15 protein-coding genes are annotated in these 17,245 nt (G+C 35.1%); 3 read left to right on the top strand and 12 right to left on the bottom strand.

Annotated elements, in window-relative coordinates:
• Positions 1 to 90 precede the first annotated feature (90 nt).
• Entirely contained in the window at positions 91 to 828 is a 738-nt protein-coding gene (locus ES676_RS06945; protein WP_148369603.1) for an MlaE family ABC transporter permease, read from the top strand.
• Positions 828 to 1,601 (top strand): ABC transporter ATP-binding protein, encoded by a 774-nt coding sequence (locus tag ES676_RS06940; protein ID WP_148369602.1) that lies wholly within the window; start codon positions 828 to 830, stop codon positions 1,599 to 1,601. The genes ES676_RS06945 and ES676_RS06940 overlap by 1 nt, the downstream gene beginning before the upstream one ends.
• 105 nt (positions 1,602 to 1,706) lie before the next feature.
• Here ES676_RS06940 and ES676_RS06935 read toward each other — a convergent pair whose 3' ends face one another.
• The 4 genes from ES676_RS06935 to argS all read right to left on the bottom strand — a co-directional run bounded on the left by ES676_RS06935 (position 1,707) and on the right by argS (position 6,872).
• Positions 1,707 to 3,224 (bottom strand): DUF389 domain-containing protein, encoded by a 1,518-nt coding sequence (locus tag ES676_RS06935; protein ID WP_148369601.1) that lies wholly within the window; start codon positions 3,222 to 3,224, stop codon positions 1,707 to 1,709.
• 3 nt (positions 3,225 to 3,227) lie between these two features.
• Positions 3,228 to 4,307: a mannose-1-phosphate guanylyltransferase gene (locus ES676_RS06930; protein ID WP_148369600.1), complete on the bottom strand. Its 1,080-nt coding sequence runs from the start codon at positions 4,305 to 4,307 to the stop codon at positions 3,228 to 3,230.
• A gap of 45 nt (positions 4,308 to 4,352) precedes the next feature.
• Entirely contained in the window at positions 4,353 to 4,955 is a 603-nt protein-coding gene (locus ES676_RS06925) for a SprT-like domain-containing protein (RefSeq protein WP_148369599.1), read from the bottom strand.
• A 129-nt stretch (positions 4,956 to 5,084) separates the two neighbouring features.
• Entirely contained in the window at positions 5,085 to 6,872 is a 1,788-nt protein-coding gene (argS, locus tag ES676_RS06920; RefSeq protein ID WP_148369598.1) for an arginine--tRNA ligase, read from the bottom strand.
• A gap of 366 nt (positions 6,873 to 7,238) precedes the next feature.
• Here argS and ES676_RS06915 point away from each other — a divergent pair, with 366 nt between their 5' ends.
• On the top strand, positions 7,239 to 9,305 hold the full coding sequence (locus tag ES676_RS06915) for an ATP-binding protein (RefSeq protein ID WP_148369597.1): 2,067 nt from the start codon (positions 7,239 to 7,241) through the stop codon (positions 9,303 to 9,305).
• Between the two features lies 1 nt (position 9,306).
• On the opposite strand, the gene ctlX is transcribed toward ES676_RS06915, so the two are convergent.
• The 8 genes from ctlX to porV form a co-directional block, all read right to left on the bottom strand.
• Entirely contained in the window at positions 9,307 to 10,239 is a 933-nt protein-coding gene (gene ctlX / locus ES676_RS06910) for a citrulline utilization hydrolase CtlX (RefSeq protein ID WP_148369596.1), read from the bottom strand.
• 61 nt (positions 10,240 to 10,300) lie between these two features.
• On the bottom strand, positions 10,301 to 10,867 hold the full coding sequence (locus ES676_RS06905; RefSeq protein WP_148369595.1) for a thioredoxin family protein: 567 nt from the start codon (positions 10,865 to 10,867) through the stop codon (positions 10,301 to 10,303).
• A 42-nt stretch (positions 10,868 to 10,909) separates the two neighbouring features.
• The gene (locus tag ES676_RS06900) at positions 10,910 to 11,596 is read right to left on the bottom strand and encodes an SDR family NAD(P)-dependent oxidoreductase (protein ID WP_148369594.1); all 687 of its coding nucleotides are present in this window, start codon (positions 11,594 to 11,596) and stop codon (positions 10,910 to 10,912) included.
• Positions 11,586 to 12,545: a M28 family peptidase gene (locus ES676_RS06895; protein ID WP_148369593.1), complete on the bottom strand. Its 960-nt coding sequence runs from the start codon at positions 12,543 to 12,545 to the stop codon at positions 11,586 to 11,588. The genes ES676_RS06900 and ES676_RS06895 overlap by 11 nt, the downstream gene beginning before the upstream one ends.
• Before the next feature lie 102 nt (positions 12,546 to 12,647).
• Positions 12,648 to 14,309 (bottom strand): pyruvate dehydrogenase complex dihydrolipoamide acetyltransferase, encoded by a 1,662-nt coding sequence (locus ES676_RS06890; protein ID WP_148369592.1) that lies wholly within the window; start codon positions 14,307 to 14,309, stop codon positions 12,648 to 12,650.
• Between the two features lie 3 nt (positions 14,310 to 14,312).
• On the bottom strand, positions 14,313 to 15,314 hold the full coding sequence (pdhA, locus tag ES676_RS06885) for a pyruvate dehydrogenase (acetyl-transferring) E1 component subunit alpha (protein WP_148369591.1): 1,002 nt from the start codon (positions 15,312 to 15,314) through the stop codon (positions 14,313 to 14,315).
• A gap of 90 nt (positions 15,315 to 15,404) precedes the next feature.
• A complete protein-coding gene (gene cdd / locus ES676_RS06880) occupies positions 15,405 to 15,887 on the bottom strand; it encodes a cytidine deaminase (RefSeq protein WP_148369590.1) in 483 nt (160 codons plus the stop codon).
• Positions 15,888 to 15,978: 91 nt separating this feature from the next.
• Positions 15,979 to 17,223 (bottom strand): type IX secretion system outer membrane channel protein PorV, encoded by a 1,245-nt coding sequence (gene porV, locus ES676_RS06875; RefSeq protein ID WP_148369589.1) that lies wholly within the window; start codon positions 17,221 to 17,223, stop codon positions 15,979 to 15,981.
• Between the last annotated feature and the right edge of the window lie 22 nt (positions 17,224 to 17,245).

Raw genomic sequence — 17,245 nt, 5'->3', positions numbered from 1 at the left:
TACCAAAAATACAGCTTTAAACACATCTTAATTTAAAATTATCGTTAAATACGACCAATAATTTTATACTTTAGCAGTATATTTTTTTCTATGCAGTACCTACATAATATTGGAACTTATTTTTTAATGATTGTTGAGATGTTTCGTAAACCGACCAGATGGTCTGTAATGAAACAACTGATTTTAAAGGATATAGACGACTTGGTAATTGGATCTATTGGCATCGTAGCTTTTATCTCTTTTTTTGTGGGAGGTGTTGTTACCATACAGACCGCCTTAAATATGGATAACCCACTTATCCCCAGATCTTTAGTCGGTTTTGCTACGAGACAGTCGGTTATTTTAGAATTTGCACCTACTTTTATCTCCATAATAATGGCTGGAAAAGTGGGCTCTTTTATAACCTCTAGTATTGGTACGATGAGAGTTACCGAACAAATTGATGCTTTAGAAGTTATGGGAATAAACTCATTAAACTATTTAGTATTCCCTAAATTTATAGCACTTACACTCTACCCTTTCGTTATTTCCATCGCCATGTTTTTAGGTATTGTCGGGGGATTAGCCGCTTGTGTTTTTGGAGGTTACGCTAGTATAGATGATTATATTACGGGATTACAACAAGATTTCGAACCTTTTCATATGGTGTATGCCTTTTTAAAGACCTTATTATTTGCCTTTGTCTTAGCAACCGTTCCTTCCTATCACGGTTTCTATATGAAAGGTGGTGCCTTAGAAGTAGGAAAAGCGAGTACGACCTCTTTTGTTTGGACAAGTGTTGTAATTATTCTTTTAAACTATATACTAACCCAAATGTTATTAAGCTAATGATAGAAGTTACTAATTTAGAAAAATCGTTTGGTGATGCTCATATATTAAAAGGCATCAGCACCACATTCGAAAAAGGTAAAACAAACCTAATTATTGGCCAAAGTGGCTCCGGTAAAACCGTGTTTTTAAAATGTCTCTTAGGACTTTTCGATTATGAAAAAGGAAAAATCGCCTACGAAGGGCAAGTTTTTGCCGAATTATCTGAAGCTGAGAAAAGAGATTTGCGTGCTAAAATAGGTATGGTGTTTCAGGGCGGTGCCTTGTTTGATTCTATGACTATTGAAGAGAATGTAATGTTCCCTCTGCAAATGTTTACTAAACAAAGTAAGAGTGAAATGCAAGACCGCGCTAACTTTGTTTTAAACAGAGTAGAATTGAAGGACGCTAATAAAAAAAAGCCAAGTGAGGCCTCTGGAGGAATGCAAAAACGGGTGGCTATTGCTCGTGCTATTGTAAATAACCCTAAGTATTTATTTTGCGATGAACCGAACTCTGGTCTAGATCCTAAAACAGCTATTGTTATAGATAATTTAATTAAAGAAATTACCGAAGAATACAATATTACCACGGTTATTAACACACACGATATGAACTCGGTGATGGAAATAGGCGAGAAAATAGTGTTTTTAAAAGATGGCTTAAAAGCTTGGGAAGGATCGAAAGACACCATTTTTCAAACCGATAACGAAGTGGTTACTGATTTTGTTTACTCCTCTAACTTATTTAAAAAAGTGAGACGCATGTATATTGAAGAGAATGAAAATTCTTAACTAAAAAAATCTGATATTAATAGTTTATCTGATATGTTGAAACTTTAGTGATTTTTAGAATCTACTCTCTTACCCTTGTACAGATGCGGGCCTACTAGAATAATTTCACCTTAAATGTTTCTTTACTAATATAGAATCTGTTTTAACGGTATTCTTCAACCATATTTTTAATTCTTTCTCTTTTCTTAATTTTACTGAGTCCTGTAATCGTTTATCCCATTCTACATCAATTACAGAAACCGTGTCTATTTTAATAAAATCTTTTGTTTCTAACATTTTAGAATAACCGAAATATTCTAAATCTCTAAATCTAATTTTAGCATCCTTAGCTAAAGTAGTAAATGAAATAGTTCCAAAAGGATTCCCCTTCTTCTCCATCTGGATATTTAAGTTCTTAACAGTTTCCTGTAAACTTTCAATTTCTGTTTGAAGTCCGTGGATTACGTTATCCTTTCTATCTAAATCAGCATAAGCGCGATCCAGAGACTCAGAAATACGGTCTACGCTTCTGGTTTCATTACTATTAATAACCAATTCGAAATCTTTAATATTATTATAGTCTGAGCCGTTTCTTAGTTCATTTCGTAAAGCGGTAATAATAGCATCGCTCATTTCACCATTAAAATAAAGACTAATTTTATGCTCTTTAATGTCTAACTTTTTGCGTTGCAACCATAAATCGTCGTTAGTTTCAATCTCGTTTTCTATGAAGTTTTTATAAGACATTTCGTACTTACTTTCTTGTAATACCGTGTAAAATGAAATCGCCGCAGGAATCATTACAATAATTGCTACTACTGAAGCTATTTGAGAAATACGTTTCCTTTTTGCCGAGTTAGCATATTTAAGCATTGGAAATCGCAATATTTTTAGTACCAAGAACGTCGCTAATGCAATAAATATAGTATTGATACTAAACAAATACATCGCACCACTAAAATAGCTCCAGTTTCCTTTTGCCAAACCATAGCCGGCCGTACATAAAGGCGGCATTAAGGCTGTTGCAATAGCCACCCCAAATATTACCGAGGCAATCGTTCCTTTTTTGGTACGTGCAATAATTAAAGCCAAACCACCAAAAAAGGCAATTAAAACATCGCGAATATCTGGTCGTGTACGTCCTAGAAGCTCGGAAGTATCTTCACTTAACGGGAAAAATTCAAAGAACAAATACGCTGTTAATAAACTTAAAATAAGCATTATAGCTAAGTTTATTAGAGACCGTTTTAAAGTATCAATGTCGTTAATGGCAATAGATAAGCCTATTCCTAAAATAGGCCCCATTAACGGAGAAATTAACATCGCGCCAATTACCACTGCTGTAGAGTTAGCATTTAAACCAATGGAAGCCACAAAAATAGAACAAATCAAAATCCAAGCTGTTGCGCCTTTAAAAGGAATATCCGCTTTAATCGCTGCTATAGTTGCATCGCGATCGGTATCACTTCTAAAGTCTAAAAGTTCGACTAGAAAGGCTTTTATACTTTCAAAAAGTCCTTTGGCATCTTCTTTTACTGCTTCTTTAGAAGATCCTGTTGCTTTTCCTTCAGTCTTTGATTCCGCGTTACCCTTGGATCCATTTTCTTCCTCTTCAGAAAAATTAAATTTATGTTCTTCGCTCATATTCTAACCTAAATGATCACCAAAATTCTCTTTTACTTTATTTAATACAATTTTAATATCTTGCTCTTTGTCTTTAGGAAAGATAAGCAAAACATCTTTTTTATCTACAATGATGTAATCTTTTAATCCGTCGACAATAACCACCTTATCGTTTTCGGTTCTAATCATATTACCAGTGCTATTTTCGACTAACGTTTTCGCATTTACAATGGCATTATTATTATCGTCTTTTGGTAATTTATCGTATAAACTTCCCCAAGTTCCTAAATCGTTCCAGTCGAATGCGGCTGGAAGTACAAACACATTTTTCGATTTTTCCATTATGGCGTAATCGACTGATATGTTTTCGGCTTTAGGATAGTTTTCTTCAATAAAAGCGGCTTCTTCTTTAGTGTTATAAAGGGCTTGCCCCGATTTAAAAAGAGTAAACAAATCCGATTGATTCTCTTTAAATGCTTTTAGGACATTTTGAACACCCCACATAAAAATTCCAGCATTCCACACAAAATTACCTTTGGCTATAAATTCTTTTGCCGTGTTATAATCTGGTTTTTCTCGAAATTGCTTAACCGGTTTAATGGTATCTGTATTTTCTTTATCGAATTCGATATAGCCATACCCTGTATTAGGAAATGTAGGCTTAATACCTAAGGTCATTAATGCATCGTTTTCTTGGCAAAACTCGAACGCTTCTTCAACATTGTTTGTAAACGCCATCTCATCTTCAATCCAATGATCGCTAGGTGCTACAATAACGACCGCATTGGGATTTATTTTTTCAATTTTAAGGGACGCGTATAAAATACAAGGCGCTGTATTTCGCATTGCAGGCTCTAACACCACTTGCTTGGACGATACTTCTGGCAACTGTTCTAAAACCAAATCGTTATAACATTCATTGGTTAAAATGAAGATATTTTCTTTGGGAATAATTTTAGATAAGCGACTAAATGTTTTTTGAATTAATGTTTCGCCTGTTCCCAACATATCGTGAAACTGTTTTGGAAACTCTTGAGTACTTACTGGCCAGAATCGAGATCCAACACCACCAGCCATTAAAATAGCGTAATAATTTTTATTCATATTTATAATTTCTTTGTAAGAGAAATACTTTTAATTTTAATTTAATTAAGCTGAAGCTATGATTTCAACTTCTGCATTGGGATTGAAAAGATACACTTTTCCCGACTTAACTTCAACACATTCATAACGTTTTGTGCGTATCCCTCCTTTTTTAAACACTCTGCCATTATATAATTTAAAAGTGCTTCCTAAAGGCACCTCAAACACAAGGGTTTTGTCATTTGGGGAGTCGTATTGTTTAAGCGCATAAACCAATGCCGTATCAGTATCGCTACTAGCTTTAGGATTCTTAAAATGGTGTGCTAATAAGGGCAATAAAGTGACAGGAAAAATAGCTGGATTTAAAAAGGGCAACATTAAATGCTGAAAGGTGTACTTCCATTCTTTACCGTGCGGTTTTATAAATTTACCATAGGTTTTATACGCTTCGTAATGTGCTATTTCGTGTATTAATGTAATTAAAAACCGATAGCTATTTAAATTGCTATTTATCGTTATTTGATGCTTTCCGTTTGGTAACTTTCTATAATCACCATGACGTGTTTTACGTTCTTTTTTTACTAAAACACTTAAACCATCTTCTTCTAAAAGTTGTACAACTTGAGCTTTTGCTTGTTTAGGAATATGGTTTGAAATAGTATTTTGCATGCGTTAATTTTAAGCATTTATGTAATAAAAGAACGAAGATTTTAAAATTTTAAAATCGCATATAGCGTTCCGTTAACACTATACACGAATCGCTTAACTGTTTAGGCTTCTGTAAAATTACAGACGTTATTACATACGTTCTGGCACATTAATGCCCAATAAACCGAAAGCATTTTTTATAGTTTGCGCTACCATATTCGATAATTGCACTCTAAATACTTGAGATTGCGGGTCGTCGTTACCTAAAACAATAGGTACGTTTTGGTAAAAAGAATTAAAATCTTTTACTAAATCGTAAGTATAATTGGCTAGTAAAGCAGGACTATGTTGTGTTGCCGCATTCTGAATGACTTCTGGAAACACTTGTAATTGCTTTAGTAATGCTTTTTCTTTATCGTGTAATTCGTAAGCAAAATCTGTAACAAGACCTTCAGCTTCTAAATTCGCTTTTCTTAAAATAGACTGAATTCTAGCATACGTATACTGAATAAAAGGCCCTGTATTTCCTTGAAAATCGATAGATTCTTTTGGATCGAATAAAATTCGTTTTTTAGGATCTACCTTTAAGATGTAATATTTTAAGGCGCCTAAACCAATAGTGCTAAATAATTCGTTTTTTTCGTCTTGAGAATAACCGTCTAACTTTCCTAATTCTTCTGAGATTTCTCCTGCTGTGGTAGCCATTTCAGCAACCAAATCGTCGGCATCGACCACTGTTCCTTCTCTACTTTTCATTTTTCCCGAAGGTAAATCTACCATTCCGTAACTTAAATGAAATAAGTTTTTAGCCCAATCAAAGCCCAATTTCTTCAATATTAAAAACAATACTGAAAAGTGATAATCTTGTTCGTTACCCACAGTATAGACCATTCCACCAACATCTGGATAATCTTTAATACGCTGTATTGCCGTACCAATATCTTGCGTCATATAAACGGCTGTACCATCGCTTCGTAACACGATTTTTTCGTCTAAGCCATCTTCGGTTAAATCGCACCACACCGAACCGTCTTCTTTTTTAAAGAACACCCCCGTTTTTAAACCTTGATCTACGAATTCTTTTCCTAAAAGGTACGTTTCACTTTCATAGTACAAGCAATCGAAATCCACCCCGAGGTTTTTATAGGTTACATCAAAACCTTTATACACCCATTGGTTCATCGTTTTCCAGAGTGTAACCGTTTCTTCATCTCCCGCTTCCCACGCTAAAAGCATTTGTTGCGCTTCAATTAAAATAGGCGCCTCTTTTTTTGCTTTATCTTCAGTTTTTCCTTCCGCTTTTAAAGCTTCAATCTCTTTTTTATATTCTTGGTCGAACTTTACGTAGTAATTACCAACTAGCTTGTCGCCTTTCAATCCTGTAGACTCTGGTGTTTCATTATTACCATAACGTTTCCAGGCTAACATACTCTTACAAATATGAATACCACGGTCGTTTATAATTTGAGTTTTATAGACTTTTTTTCCCGACGCTTTTATAATTTCAGAAACACTATATCCTAATAAGTTGTTTCTAACATGGCCTAAGTGTAGTGGTTTGTTGGTATTAGGTGAAGAGTACTCGACCATAACCGATTTACCTTCTACTGAAGGCAACACAAAGCCGAAGGTACTATTATCTTTTACCGCATTAAAAAACGCGATATAATAACTATCTTCAATCTCTATATTTAAAAAGCCTTTAACAACATTAAAGGCTTTTACGTCTTTAACATTATCGACCAAATAGCTACCAATTGCTTCACCAATTTGTACCGGATTGCCTTTTATTACCCGCAGCATCGGAAATACAACTATAGTAATATCTCCGGCAAACTCCTTACGAGTCGCTTGAAATTCTACCGTTTCTAGGTTCGCTTGATACAGTTCGTGTACCGCTTTTTGTACTTGTTTTGATACTGTTGCTTGAAGGCTCATTTATAACGTTTTTTAGACTTGCAAAGATACTATTATTATTACAAAAATACCGGATTCCGCTTGCATTCAGTCTTAAGAAATTAAAGAAACCGTCTTCAAGGAACCTTGTTTTAAGCGTCGTTATAAAACGTTAAAAGAAGTACGGCATTTTAACGTTACCACCGAATGATTATATTTCACATCTTAATTCAACGAGGTAATCCTACCGTATGTCTGTTTAATCTGATTTACTTGTTTTTTAACCTTTAAATTAGTTTTTTTATAACATTTTTCTAATTTTTGTTACTGCTAATTAACTGACTTTAAATACTTTTACTTTTTTTAACCCCGAATTCGATTTAACATTTGTTAATTAGCGATAAATGTATGAAGCATCTATTCGTTTTATTTTTAGCTCTAGTTTCCTTAAACTGTTTTTCTCAAACTGAAGAATTAGATAATCTTGCTATACAATTAGCTTACGAAAGCTCTGAGTCCTCAAAAGTTGCTATTTCTATTGAAATTATTAAAAACTTAATAGCTCTAAAGGATTTTGATAAAGCCCTAAAGCATATTAAGCAAAGTGAGAAATTATCTAAAAAATTAAATTCGGATAAAAAACTAGCGCAACTGCTGTACTATAAAGCATTAATTCTTTCTTTAAAAGACGACTATATTACTTCGGTAAACCTACTAAATAAATCAAAAGCACTTTCCATTAAATTAAACGATTCCCTTTTCACTGCGGAAATTAACAGCAAATTGGGAGCTATACAAATTGAACACGGCGATTATAAGCAAGGAATTATTAATATTAAAAAAGGAATTATTCAATTAGAAAGTAAAAACGATTCGCCTACGCTTTCTGAGGCTTACAATACACTGGCTTCTGCTTATAAAAACATTAATCAATTTGAAAATTCTCAAAAGTTTTATCTTAAAAATATTGAAATAAATAAAAACCTGGGAAACCGAGAGGCCATACTACAGACACACATTGATTTAGCAGAATTATATATTGAACACAAGCACTATAAAGAAGCTGTATTTAATTTTGAAAACGCACTAACCCTCCTCGACACTAAGAACGAGGAATATAAAGGTAGAATACAGCCGCAACTGGGTACAGCATATATTAATTTTAAAAATTTAGATTTAGCAAATAGACATCTTATTGAAGGATTAGAAATTAACAGACGATTAAAAAACACAGAAGGAACGATACACTCTTTAAATGGTTTAGCCGAATTAAATAGGATAAAAAGACGTTTTAAAACGGCGAAAAAATTAGCCTTAGAAGCCAAAACACTGGGAGAATCTATTAATGATAAACAAAAACTATTATATAGTTACAGACTTTTAAAAGATTTAGATTCGTTACAAGGTAATTTTAAGCAAGCGTATTTATGGCAATCAAAATACTTCACTATTAAGAATCGTTTAGACCGAGAAAAAGAGAAAAAAGAGCAACTCGCGAGAACTTTAGATGCTATTACTATCGAAAATGATGACCTTAAAGTATCGACCTTATCAAAAATAAAGGTTAGCACTGTTGCTAACACGCAAGCTAATACCCCCTTTAAACTAGCTTTTTACGTCTTAATTATTGTATTTGCTATAGCCCTTTTATTTTTAATTTCAATTTCAATAAAACGTAATGGTCTATTAAAAGACATAAGACGCCTCGAAACAAAAAATAGAGACATAGAACTTGAGAATAAATCAATATTAGAACAAAAAGAACATTTGGAAAGTATTAATGATATTAAAGACAAGCTGTTTTCTATTGTCTCTCACGATTTAAAAGATTCCTTAATTTCAACAAAAGAGTTTATAGATTTATTAAAGGATGGGTCTATCTCACAAGATGAGTTTCGCAGTTTATTACCGGAATTGAGTGATAATGCTAATAATGCATCGCTACTCCTTTTTAATTTATTAAACTGGTCCAAATCGCAAATGCAAACCTTAGTATCTAATCCTTCCCTATTTGATATTCAAGAGGTGTTTTACGAGAAAATTAAACTAATCGATTTAAAACTGCAGAGTAAAAACATTCAACTCGTTGATAAAACGGTAAAAGACGTCGTGTATGCCGATAGAAGTATGGTTGAAATAATTATACAAAACCTTTTAGCGAATGCTGTTAAGTTTTGTAAATCTGGAGATATTATTACGCTTTCAAACCACATAAGTAACGGCTACGCTTTGATTACAGTTGCCGATTCGGGAATTGGTATTACAGAAGAAAATCAACGCCAATTATTTAGCAAAAATTCAATTTCAACTATTGGCACAAACAACGAAAAAGGTACCGGTTTAGGATTAAGTATCTGTAAAGACTTGGTAGAATTAAATAATGGAAGAATCTGGGTGGACAGCACCATAAATAAAGGGAGTTCGTTTTACATAGAACTCCCTAAAGATAAGGTTAAAACACCCGAATTAGTTTAAATTAAACTTTTGGCAAAAACACTTCAGCCATCATACAACGTGCACTTCCGCCACCGCAAACCTCGATAGTTGGTAACGGACTATTAATAATCTCACAATGTTTTTCTATTAAAGTAATCTGTGCTGGTAATAACGACTTGAAGGCCGCTTCACTCATTACCAAATAGCGCTTATCTTCAGCACCAAGCACTTGTAACATATTTCCTGCGAAGTGCTCCATTTGCTCCACAGAAATGTTAATAATTTCTTTATTATCTTCTTGTAGATTTTTAATAACGAGATTGCGTTCTTTTTTATCGTCTATAGTATCTAAACAGATAACGGCAAATGTTTCTGCTATACACATCATAACATTAGTGTGGTAAATAGGCAATCGCTTTCCCTCTACCGTTTGGTATGCTGTAAATACTATTGGAGTAAATTCAAAATCTTCGCAAAATTCTATAAATAACGTTTCGTCTGCTCTAGGAGATAATGCGCAATAGGCTTTTTCGTTTGCGCGGTCTAACAATAAGTTTCCAGTACCTTCTAAGAAAACACCTTCTGCTTCCGCAGACGTGTAATCGATAATATTTTTTATTTCGAAACCTTCTTTTTCAAGACGTTCTAAAACCTCTTCTCTTCGTTCTCTTCTTCTATTTTCTGCAAACATTGGATATAAACCAACAGTTCCATTCTCATGAAAACTCACCCAATTGTTTGGGTAAATAGAATCTGGAGTATCTAATTCAAGAACATCATTTTCAACAATTACAGTTACACCAACCGCTCTTAGTTTTCCTACAAGATTATCAAATTCGTCTTGAGCTTGAGCATTAACTTCGGCGTTTTTCAACTGTAATTCTTCTTGAAAATAATTATTAACAGCAGTTTGTTCATTCATCCTAAAACTTACAGGACGAATCATTAAAATTGTATTTGTTGTTTGTTGCATTTTATAATTTTTCACAAAAGTACTTTAATTTAACACCATCGGTGTTTAAATACTCTTATTTTTACGTTAACTCTTGCTTCCATTTAATATTACACCCAATACTTGGCTTCTGATTTTCGGGTGGTGCACCGTGACTTAAAATACGGTCTAAAGCATATTGTACATCGTGCCCTGTAACGGGCCTTCCATTTCTAGGTCTAGAATCGTCGAACTGGCCGTGGTACGTCGCTTTCAAACGATTATTAAACACGTAAAAATCGGGTGTACACGCCGCATTATACGCTTTCGCCACTTCCTGACTTTCATCGTATAAATATGGAAATGGAAACTGTTCATTTTGCGCTAATTCTGCCATTAATTTGGGGGAATCCTGAGGATAATTCTTAACATCATTACTGCTAATAGCGATAAACGTAACGCCCTTTTTAATATACTTATTAGCCACTGCTACCATCATTTTATTAATATGGATGACAAACGGACAATGGTTGCACATAAACACAATAACCGTGGCGTGTTCTCCTTTACATTCTTCCAGCGATTGCTTCGCGCCAGTCAACGGATTTAACAGTTTAAATGAAGGTGCTAAAGCGCCCACAGGAAACGGGTTAGATTGTGTATCTGCCATATTTTATTTATGTTGAATGCTGCATTGCAAGCTGCCTTAAACCTAAGGTGTAGAGTTAGAAACTTGCAACACTTTACCGTTGTAAAATTTTTGCGCGGTTAATGAAAACTGTGCGATATATTCGGCCATATGCAACGCTGAAGTGGGCACCTCTAACCCCGGAAAAGCCTCTGCTAACATTTCGGTTTTTACTGCGCCCAAAGCCAACACGTTAAAGCTTGGCCCTGTTGCTTTAAATTCTTCCGCTAAAAGCTCGGTAAGCGTTATAACAGCGCCTTTACTAGAACTATAAGCAGATAACCCCGGGAATTTTACACTCCCTTGAATACCGCCCATTGAACTGATAGTAACAACGTGAGAATCCTTTTTCATAAACGGTAAAACGGTACGTGTCATTTCGGCAACTCCAAAAACATTTGTTTTATAAACGGCTTCAAATTCCTCCCTAGTTGTTTCCATAAAAGGCTTATTAATTAAAGCACCCGCGTTATTAATTAAAATATCAACGTGCTTCCATTCTGTTTCTATAAAGTGTGTCACTTTCTCATAATCTTCAGGCTTGGATAAATCGAACGCAAAAGCATTAAGAGTCTTAAAATTAAGATTACTTATAGGCTCATTATTTCTAGACAATGCCAATACATTGTGGCCTTGACGCGCTAATAATTGCACCAATTCGAAACCAATACCCCGACTAGTTCCCGTAATAATTATATTTTTAGTTTCCATATAACTGTATTTCGTTTGTTGAGGCATTCGCCGTTTTTTCTATAACTGGCCCTAAGGCATTTATTAAATTAGCCATAAATGTATAATCGAGTTTATCGATTTCGTCGTGTACGTGGTGGTAAAAATCAAAGTTGGTTAAATCGCATGACGACACCGTGTGTGCAGGAACATTAAACACTTTAAAAAACGGATAGTTATCTGAGCGCTTAAATAAACCGTATTTTTTAGCAACCTCCGAAGAGCCAATCAATTCCTGACCCGCATACGTATTCATTACTTCGGCTAAATTTGAACGGTCGTATCCTGTAAGAAACGCTTGATGCTCTGTATTAATTAATGGTACACCTATCATTTCTAAGTTAAACATCGCATACAAATTAAAATTATTTTCTTTTAATGTATTGGCTAGGTGTTTAGACCCTAACAAGCCTTTTTCTTCTGCGGTAAACGCCACAAATAATAAGCTACGTTTTGTTTTCTTAGTGGAAAAATATTTAGCTAAAGTCATAACAGCACTCGTACCTGCGGCATTATCGTTAGCACCGTTTGCAATGACATCTCCTTCTACAGCTGCAATTTCTCCAATATGGTCGTAGTGTGCACCGATAATAATAAATTCATCTTTTAAAGTGGCATCGTTTCCTTCAATATACCCTACCACATTAAAAGCATCGACACCTTCCATTTTAAAAGTATCGCGATACTCCTCAAAATAAGGTTTTATACCTAAAGCTTTAAATTCATTAGCTATATAAGTCGCCGCTGTATTTATACCTTCACTACCGGTATCTCTTCCTTTTAATTCATCTGAAGCTAAAAAAGAAACCATTGCTTTAACCTCATCTGCTGTAACTGTGTATTTTTTTTCAGTGGTAACCCCTGATGATTTACAAGCAGATACACTAATAAATAAAAAGGGAATTAAAAATAATACTAGTAGTTTTCTCATAATTATTGGTTTGTTTGGTAATTGAATTTATTAAAGTTTAAAGATAAAAAAATCCTGTATCAAAAAAATTGATACAGGATTAATTATAGTATGATTTGTAAATTATACTAACATCGTTACTGGATTTTCAATATATCCTTTTAATGTTTGTAAAAACTGAGCTCCCGTTGCACCATCAACTGTTCGGTGATCGCAAGCCAAGCATAATTTCATTGTATTTCCAGCTACTACTTGTCCGTTTTTAACTACTGGCTTTTCAAGAATGGCTCCCACAGATAAAATGGCAGAGTTAGGCTGATTGATAATGGATGTAAAACTTTCAATGCCAAACATTCCTAAGTTAGAAACAGTAAAGGTACTTCCTTCCATTTCTTGAGGTGTTAACTTCTTACTTCGTGAACGACCAGCAAAATCTTTTACCGCTGCATTAATTTGAGGTAACGATTGCTCGTTTGCAAATTTTACAACCGGCACGACTAAACCATCTTCGACAGCTACCGCGACGCCAATATGTACGTGATTGTTTAACTTCATTTTATCTGCAAACCACTGAGAATTTACTTGTGGATGCTGACGTAATGCTAAAGCACACGCCTTAACAATCATATCGTTGTAAGATATTTTTGTATCTGGTAACGAATTGTATTGTGCTCTAAAAGCCATAGCGTTCTCCATATCGAACTCCACATTTAAATAATAATGTGGTGCTGTAAATTTAGACTCTGCTAAACGTTTCGCTATTACTTTTCGCATTTGCGAGTTTGGTTTCTCGTCGAAATCTTCCTGGCCAGTTGGTACAAACTTCGCTGCAGAAGCAGACGATGCTACCGAACTAGTAAAGCTTTCTATATCGCGTTTTACAACACGACCGTTTTCTCCAGAACCTTGAACTTCATTAATATCGATTCCTTTTTCTTCGGCCATTTTTTTGGCTAAAGGGGAAATAAATATACGTCCAGAATTATTTGTTTTTGGTACCGGTTGCGCTTCGGTTTTTTTGTCTTGTGCTTTTGGCGTTGCAACCGTTGCTGTTTTTCCCTCATTTTTAGGCGCTTCTTTTTCTACTGGCTTTTCAGCTTTAGCAGACTCACCTCCACTATTATAGTTTTTAGCAATTCCGGAAACATCTGTTCCTTCTGGGCCAATAATAGCTAATAAGGCATCTACTTTAGCAGAATCTCCTTCTTCTAGACCGACGTATAATAATATACCCGATTGGAAAGATTCAAATTCCATTGTTGCTTTATCTGTTTCGATTTCGGCAAGAATATCTCCTTCTTCAACGGTATCTCCCACGTGCTTTAACCACGTCGCCACAGTACCTTCTTCCATCGTATCGCTTAAGCGAGGCATTGTTACCACGGTAACACCTTCAGGAATTTCGTTAGTTTCAGCAGTTTTTGATGCGTCTTTTATATTATCTTCAGATGATGTATCTTCAGTTTCATCTTGAGAGCTTTCAGATTTTTCTTTTTTATCTTCCAAAGTACTTTCGCCTGCATCTAATAACGCAGAAATATCTTCACCTTCTTCACCAATAATTGCCAAAAGCTTATCTACTTTGGTTGTTTCTCCTTCTTGAACACCAATATGAAGTAACGTCCCTTCGTGAAAAGACTCGAATTCCATCGTTGCTTTATCGGTTTCAATTTCGGCTAAAATATCTCCTTCCTCAATTTTGTCACCCACTTTTTTTAACCAGCTAGCAACTGTTCCTTCTTCCATCGTGTCGCTTAAACGCGGCATATTTATTACTTCTGCCATAGCTTATTTTATTTTATGCTCTATAAACGGATAATCTTTTTGTTCGTAAACAGCGTCGTACATTACGTTTTTCTCAGGGTATACTGATTCGTCAGCGAATTTCTCACATTCATTAACCAACTCTTTAACACGTTTGTCTATGGCTTTAAGATCCTCTTTTGTAGCATATTCGTTTTCTAGAATACTATCTTTTACTTGCGTAATAGGGTCTATTTTCTTGTACTCTGCTACTTCGTCTTTAGTTCTATAATGTTGTGCATCACTCATAGAGTGTCCTCTAAATCTATAGGTTTTAAGCTCTAAAAATGTTGGTCCGTCACCACGACGTGCTCTTGCAATAGCTTCGTCGAATGCTTCGGCTACTTTTACAGGATTCATTCCATCTACTGGTCCACAAGGCATCTCGTAACCTAATCCTAATTTCCAAATATCGGTATGGTTAGCGGTACGTTCTACAGATGTTCCCATCGCATAACCATTATTTTCGCAAACGAAAACAACAGGTAACTTCCATAACATTGCCAAGTTGAATGTTTCATGTAGTGATCCCTGACGTGCTGCGCCATCTCCAAAACAACAAAGTGTAACGGCATCTCTATCGTGGTATTTATCTCCAAAAGCAATACCTGCTCCTAAAGGAATTTGACCACCAACAATACCGTGTCCACCATAAAAACGGTGTTCTTTAGAAAAAATATGCATAGAACCTCCCAAGCCTTGAGATGTTCCTGTTGCTTTTCCGTACAATTCTGCCATAACACGTTTAGGGTCTACACCCATACCAATAGGTTGAACGTGGTTACGGTAGGCAGTAATCATTCTATCTTTCGATAAATCCATAGCATGTAGCGCTCCTGCTAGCACTGCTTCTTGACCATTATATAAGTGAAGAAATCCTCTTACTTTTTGTTGTATGTAGACCGCAGCTAGTTTGTCTTCAAACTTTCTCCAGAAATACATATCTTCATACCATTTAAGGTAAACTTCTTTTGTTATTTTTTGCATTTGGAAACGTTATTTTTAATAAACGAATAGCAAAAGTAATACATTAGTCACTAATGAAAAAACTGTAAAACGGAAAATGTTACGAAATCGTTATAGAGCGGCTTTATCGAAAAGCAAAGGCAATAAATTTGCTAGAGAATTAGAGACTGCAACAGCACCTGTTTCACCCATAAAATAAATTTTTATTGGCACTTCTTGTTTTACTTCGTACTCCGCAATAGCCTGTCTACAAGCACCACATGGTGGGATTGGGGCTGTTGTTTTATTAATTTGTGACGCTGCGGTAACTGCCATTCTTACAATCTGAGCCTTAGGATATTTTGCGCCCGCATAATAAATAGCGGTTCGCTCTGCACATAAGCCCGAAGGGTACGACGCATTTTCTTGATTGCTACCCGTTATTACTTCGCCATTATCTAACAATAAAGCGGCACCAACATAAAACTTAGAGTACGGCGCATACGCTTTGTCTCTTGCTTCAACGGCCTGCTCCATTAAATCCTGCACCTCTTTATCTAGTTCGCTTAACGCATCGTAGACGTATAATGTGGTTTCTATTTTTAATTCTTTCATAACTTATCTTATTGCTATTATAAAAAGTGGTGTTAGACAAAAAAACTATTGCTTTTACACAATAGTTTTTTTCTGTTTTAACGATTTTTTCTTAATACTCGGTATATGAACCTTCTCCTAAATTAAATGTTAGAGAGAATCGCAATGTGCTTTCTAACGGACTTGGCACTTTAGACGCCGAAAATAAGTATGATAAATCTACATTAATAACATTGTACTTAAACCCTGCTCCCAATGCAAAAAACTTACGCGCTCCTTTACTTTCGTTTTCATTAAAATAACCCAATCTAAACGCAAACGCATCTTGGTACATATACTCTGCTCCTAAGGCATAAGTAAATTCTTTTAACTCTTCGCTGACCCCTCCCGGAGCATCACCAAACGATTGAAAAACACCAGAAATAAAACTAACATCTGGATCTTTACCGTCTATAATATAACTGGTATCTCTGTCTACAAACTCATCGCCGTTTTCGGGATCGTAAACACCATTATTGTTATTATCTACATATTCTGTTTGTGTACCATACACTGGAGGTGTTGGCACTAAAAGTTTAGAAACCTCTACAGTAACACCTAATGTATTGTATTGATCGAATATAAAATCGAAACCACCTCCTAAACGCAAGTTTGTTGGTTGAAAGTTTTCTTGACCACCTTCGTCGTATTTAAATTTTGGTCCTAAGTTTTGGATGGCAAAACCACCTCTCCAGCGCCCGTTAAAATCGTTATACGCTTCTTCTTCACTCTGGTAAAACCCTGTAATATCTACGCCAACAGTACTTGCTGGTTTAATATCATTTCCTCCAGTGTTTAATTTTAAATCCGATCTTAAATAACGCATAGCAACCGCCATAGCAAATTGATCGCTTAAACGTAAAGTATATGAGACATCTAAAGCTAGTTCGTTCGGTTTTTGAACTAACGCCTCTTGATCTGCAGTTTCTCGAAACTCTATCTCACCTAAACTAAAGTATGTTAAACTCGCTCCAAAAGCGCTTTGTTCGTTTAACCTATTAAAATAAGATACATAACCGACACCTATATCATTAACTAACTTACTTAAATACGGTGTATAACTTAAAGAAATTCCAGATTTTGCTGTCGAGAATACATATTTAGCGGGATTCCACTTCTGAGAATACGCATCTACAGATGTCGCTACTCCCATATCTCCCATAGCCGCTGCTCTTGCATCTGGCGCGATTAATAAAAAGGGCATACCTGTAGTTATCACCCGTGAATCGGGGTTTGGTGTTACTTCGAATGAGTTCTGCGCACTTAATTGAAAAGAGGCAGTAAGCAACGCAACTAATGCTATTATTTTATTCTTCATATATAATTTTTATTAGACAAAT

Origin of the sequence: Bizionia saleffrena, from assembly GCF_008086175.1 — a bacterium.
Classification (GTDB): Bacteria; Bacteroidota; Bacteroidia; order Flavobacteriales; family Flavobacteriaceae; genus Bizionia; species Bizionia saleffrena.
This window is presented reverse-complemented; position numbering and strand designations above follow the sequence as displayed.

Coding starts and splice junctions, on each gene's coding strand:
- ES676_RS06935 (WP_148369601.1), bottom strand. CDS start 3,224: ATGAGCGAAGAACATAAATTTAATTTTTCTGAAGAGGAAGAAAATGGA.
- cdd (WP_148369590.1), bottom strand. CDS start 15,887: ATGAAAGAATTAAAAATAGAAACCACATTATACGTCTACGATGCGTTA.
- pdhA (WP_148369591.1), bottom strand. CDS start 15,314: ATGCAAAAAATAACAAAAGAAGTTTACCTTAAATGGTATGAAGATATG.
- ctlX (WP_148369596.1), bottom strand. CDS start 10,239: ATGCAACAAACAACAAATACAATTTTAATGATTCGTCCTGTAAGTTTT.
- ES676_RS06915 (WP_148369597.1), top strand. CDS start 7,239: ATGAAGCATCTATTCGTTTTATTTTTAGCTCTAGTTTCCTTAAACTGT.
- ES676_RS06900 (WP_148369594.1), bottom strand. CDS start 11,596: ATGGAAACTAAAAATATAATTATTACGGGAACTAGTCGGGGTATTGGT.
- ES676_RS06905 (WP_148369595.1), bottom strand. CDS start 10,867: ATGGCAGATACACAATCTAACCCGTTTCCTGTGGGCGCTTTAGCACCT.
- ES676_RS06940 (WP_148369602.1), top strand. CDS start 828: ATGATAGAAGTTACTAATTTAGAAAAATCGTTTGGTGATGCTCATATA.
- ES676_RS06930 (WP_148369600.1), bottom strand. CDS start 4,307: ATGAATAAAAATTATTACGCTATTTTAATGGCTGGTGGTGTTGGATCT.
- argS (WP_148369598.1), bottom strand. CDS start 6,872: ATGAGCCTTCAAGCAACAGTATCAAAACAAGTACAAAAAGCGGTACAC.
- porV (WP_148369589.1), bottom strand. CDS start 17,223: ATGAAGAATAAAATAATAGCATTAGTTGCGTTGCTTACTGCCTCTTTT.
- ES676_RS06895 (WP_148369593.1), bottom strand. CDS start 12,545: ATGAGAAAACTACTAGTATTATTTTTAATTCCCTTTTTATTTATTAGT.
- ES676_RS06925 (WP_148369599.1), bottom strand. CDS start 4,955: ATGCAAAATACTATTTCAAACCATATTCCTAAACAAGCAAAAGCTCAA.
- ES676_RS06945 (WP_148369603.1), top strand. CDS start 91: ATGCAGTACCTACATAATATTGGAACTTATTTTTTAATGATTGTTGAG.
- ES676_RS06890 (WP_148369592.1), bottom strand. CDS start 14,309: ATGGCAGAAGTAATAAATATGCCGCGTTTAAGCGACACGATGGAAGAA.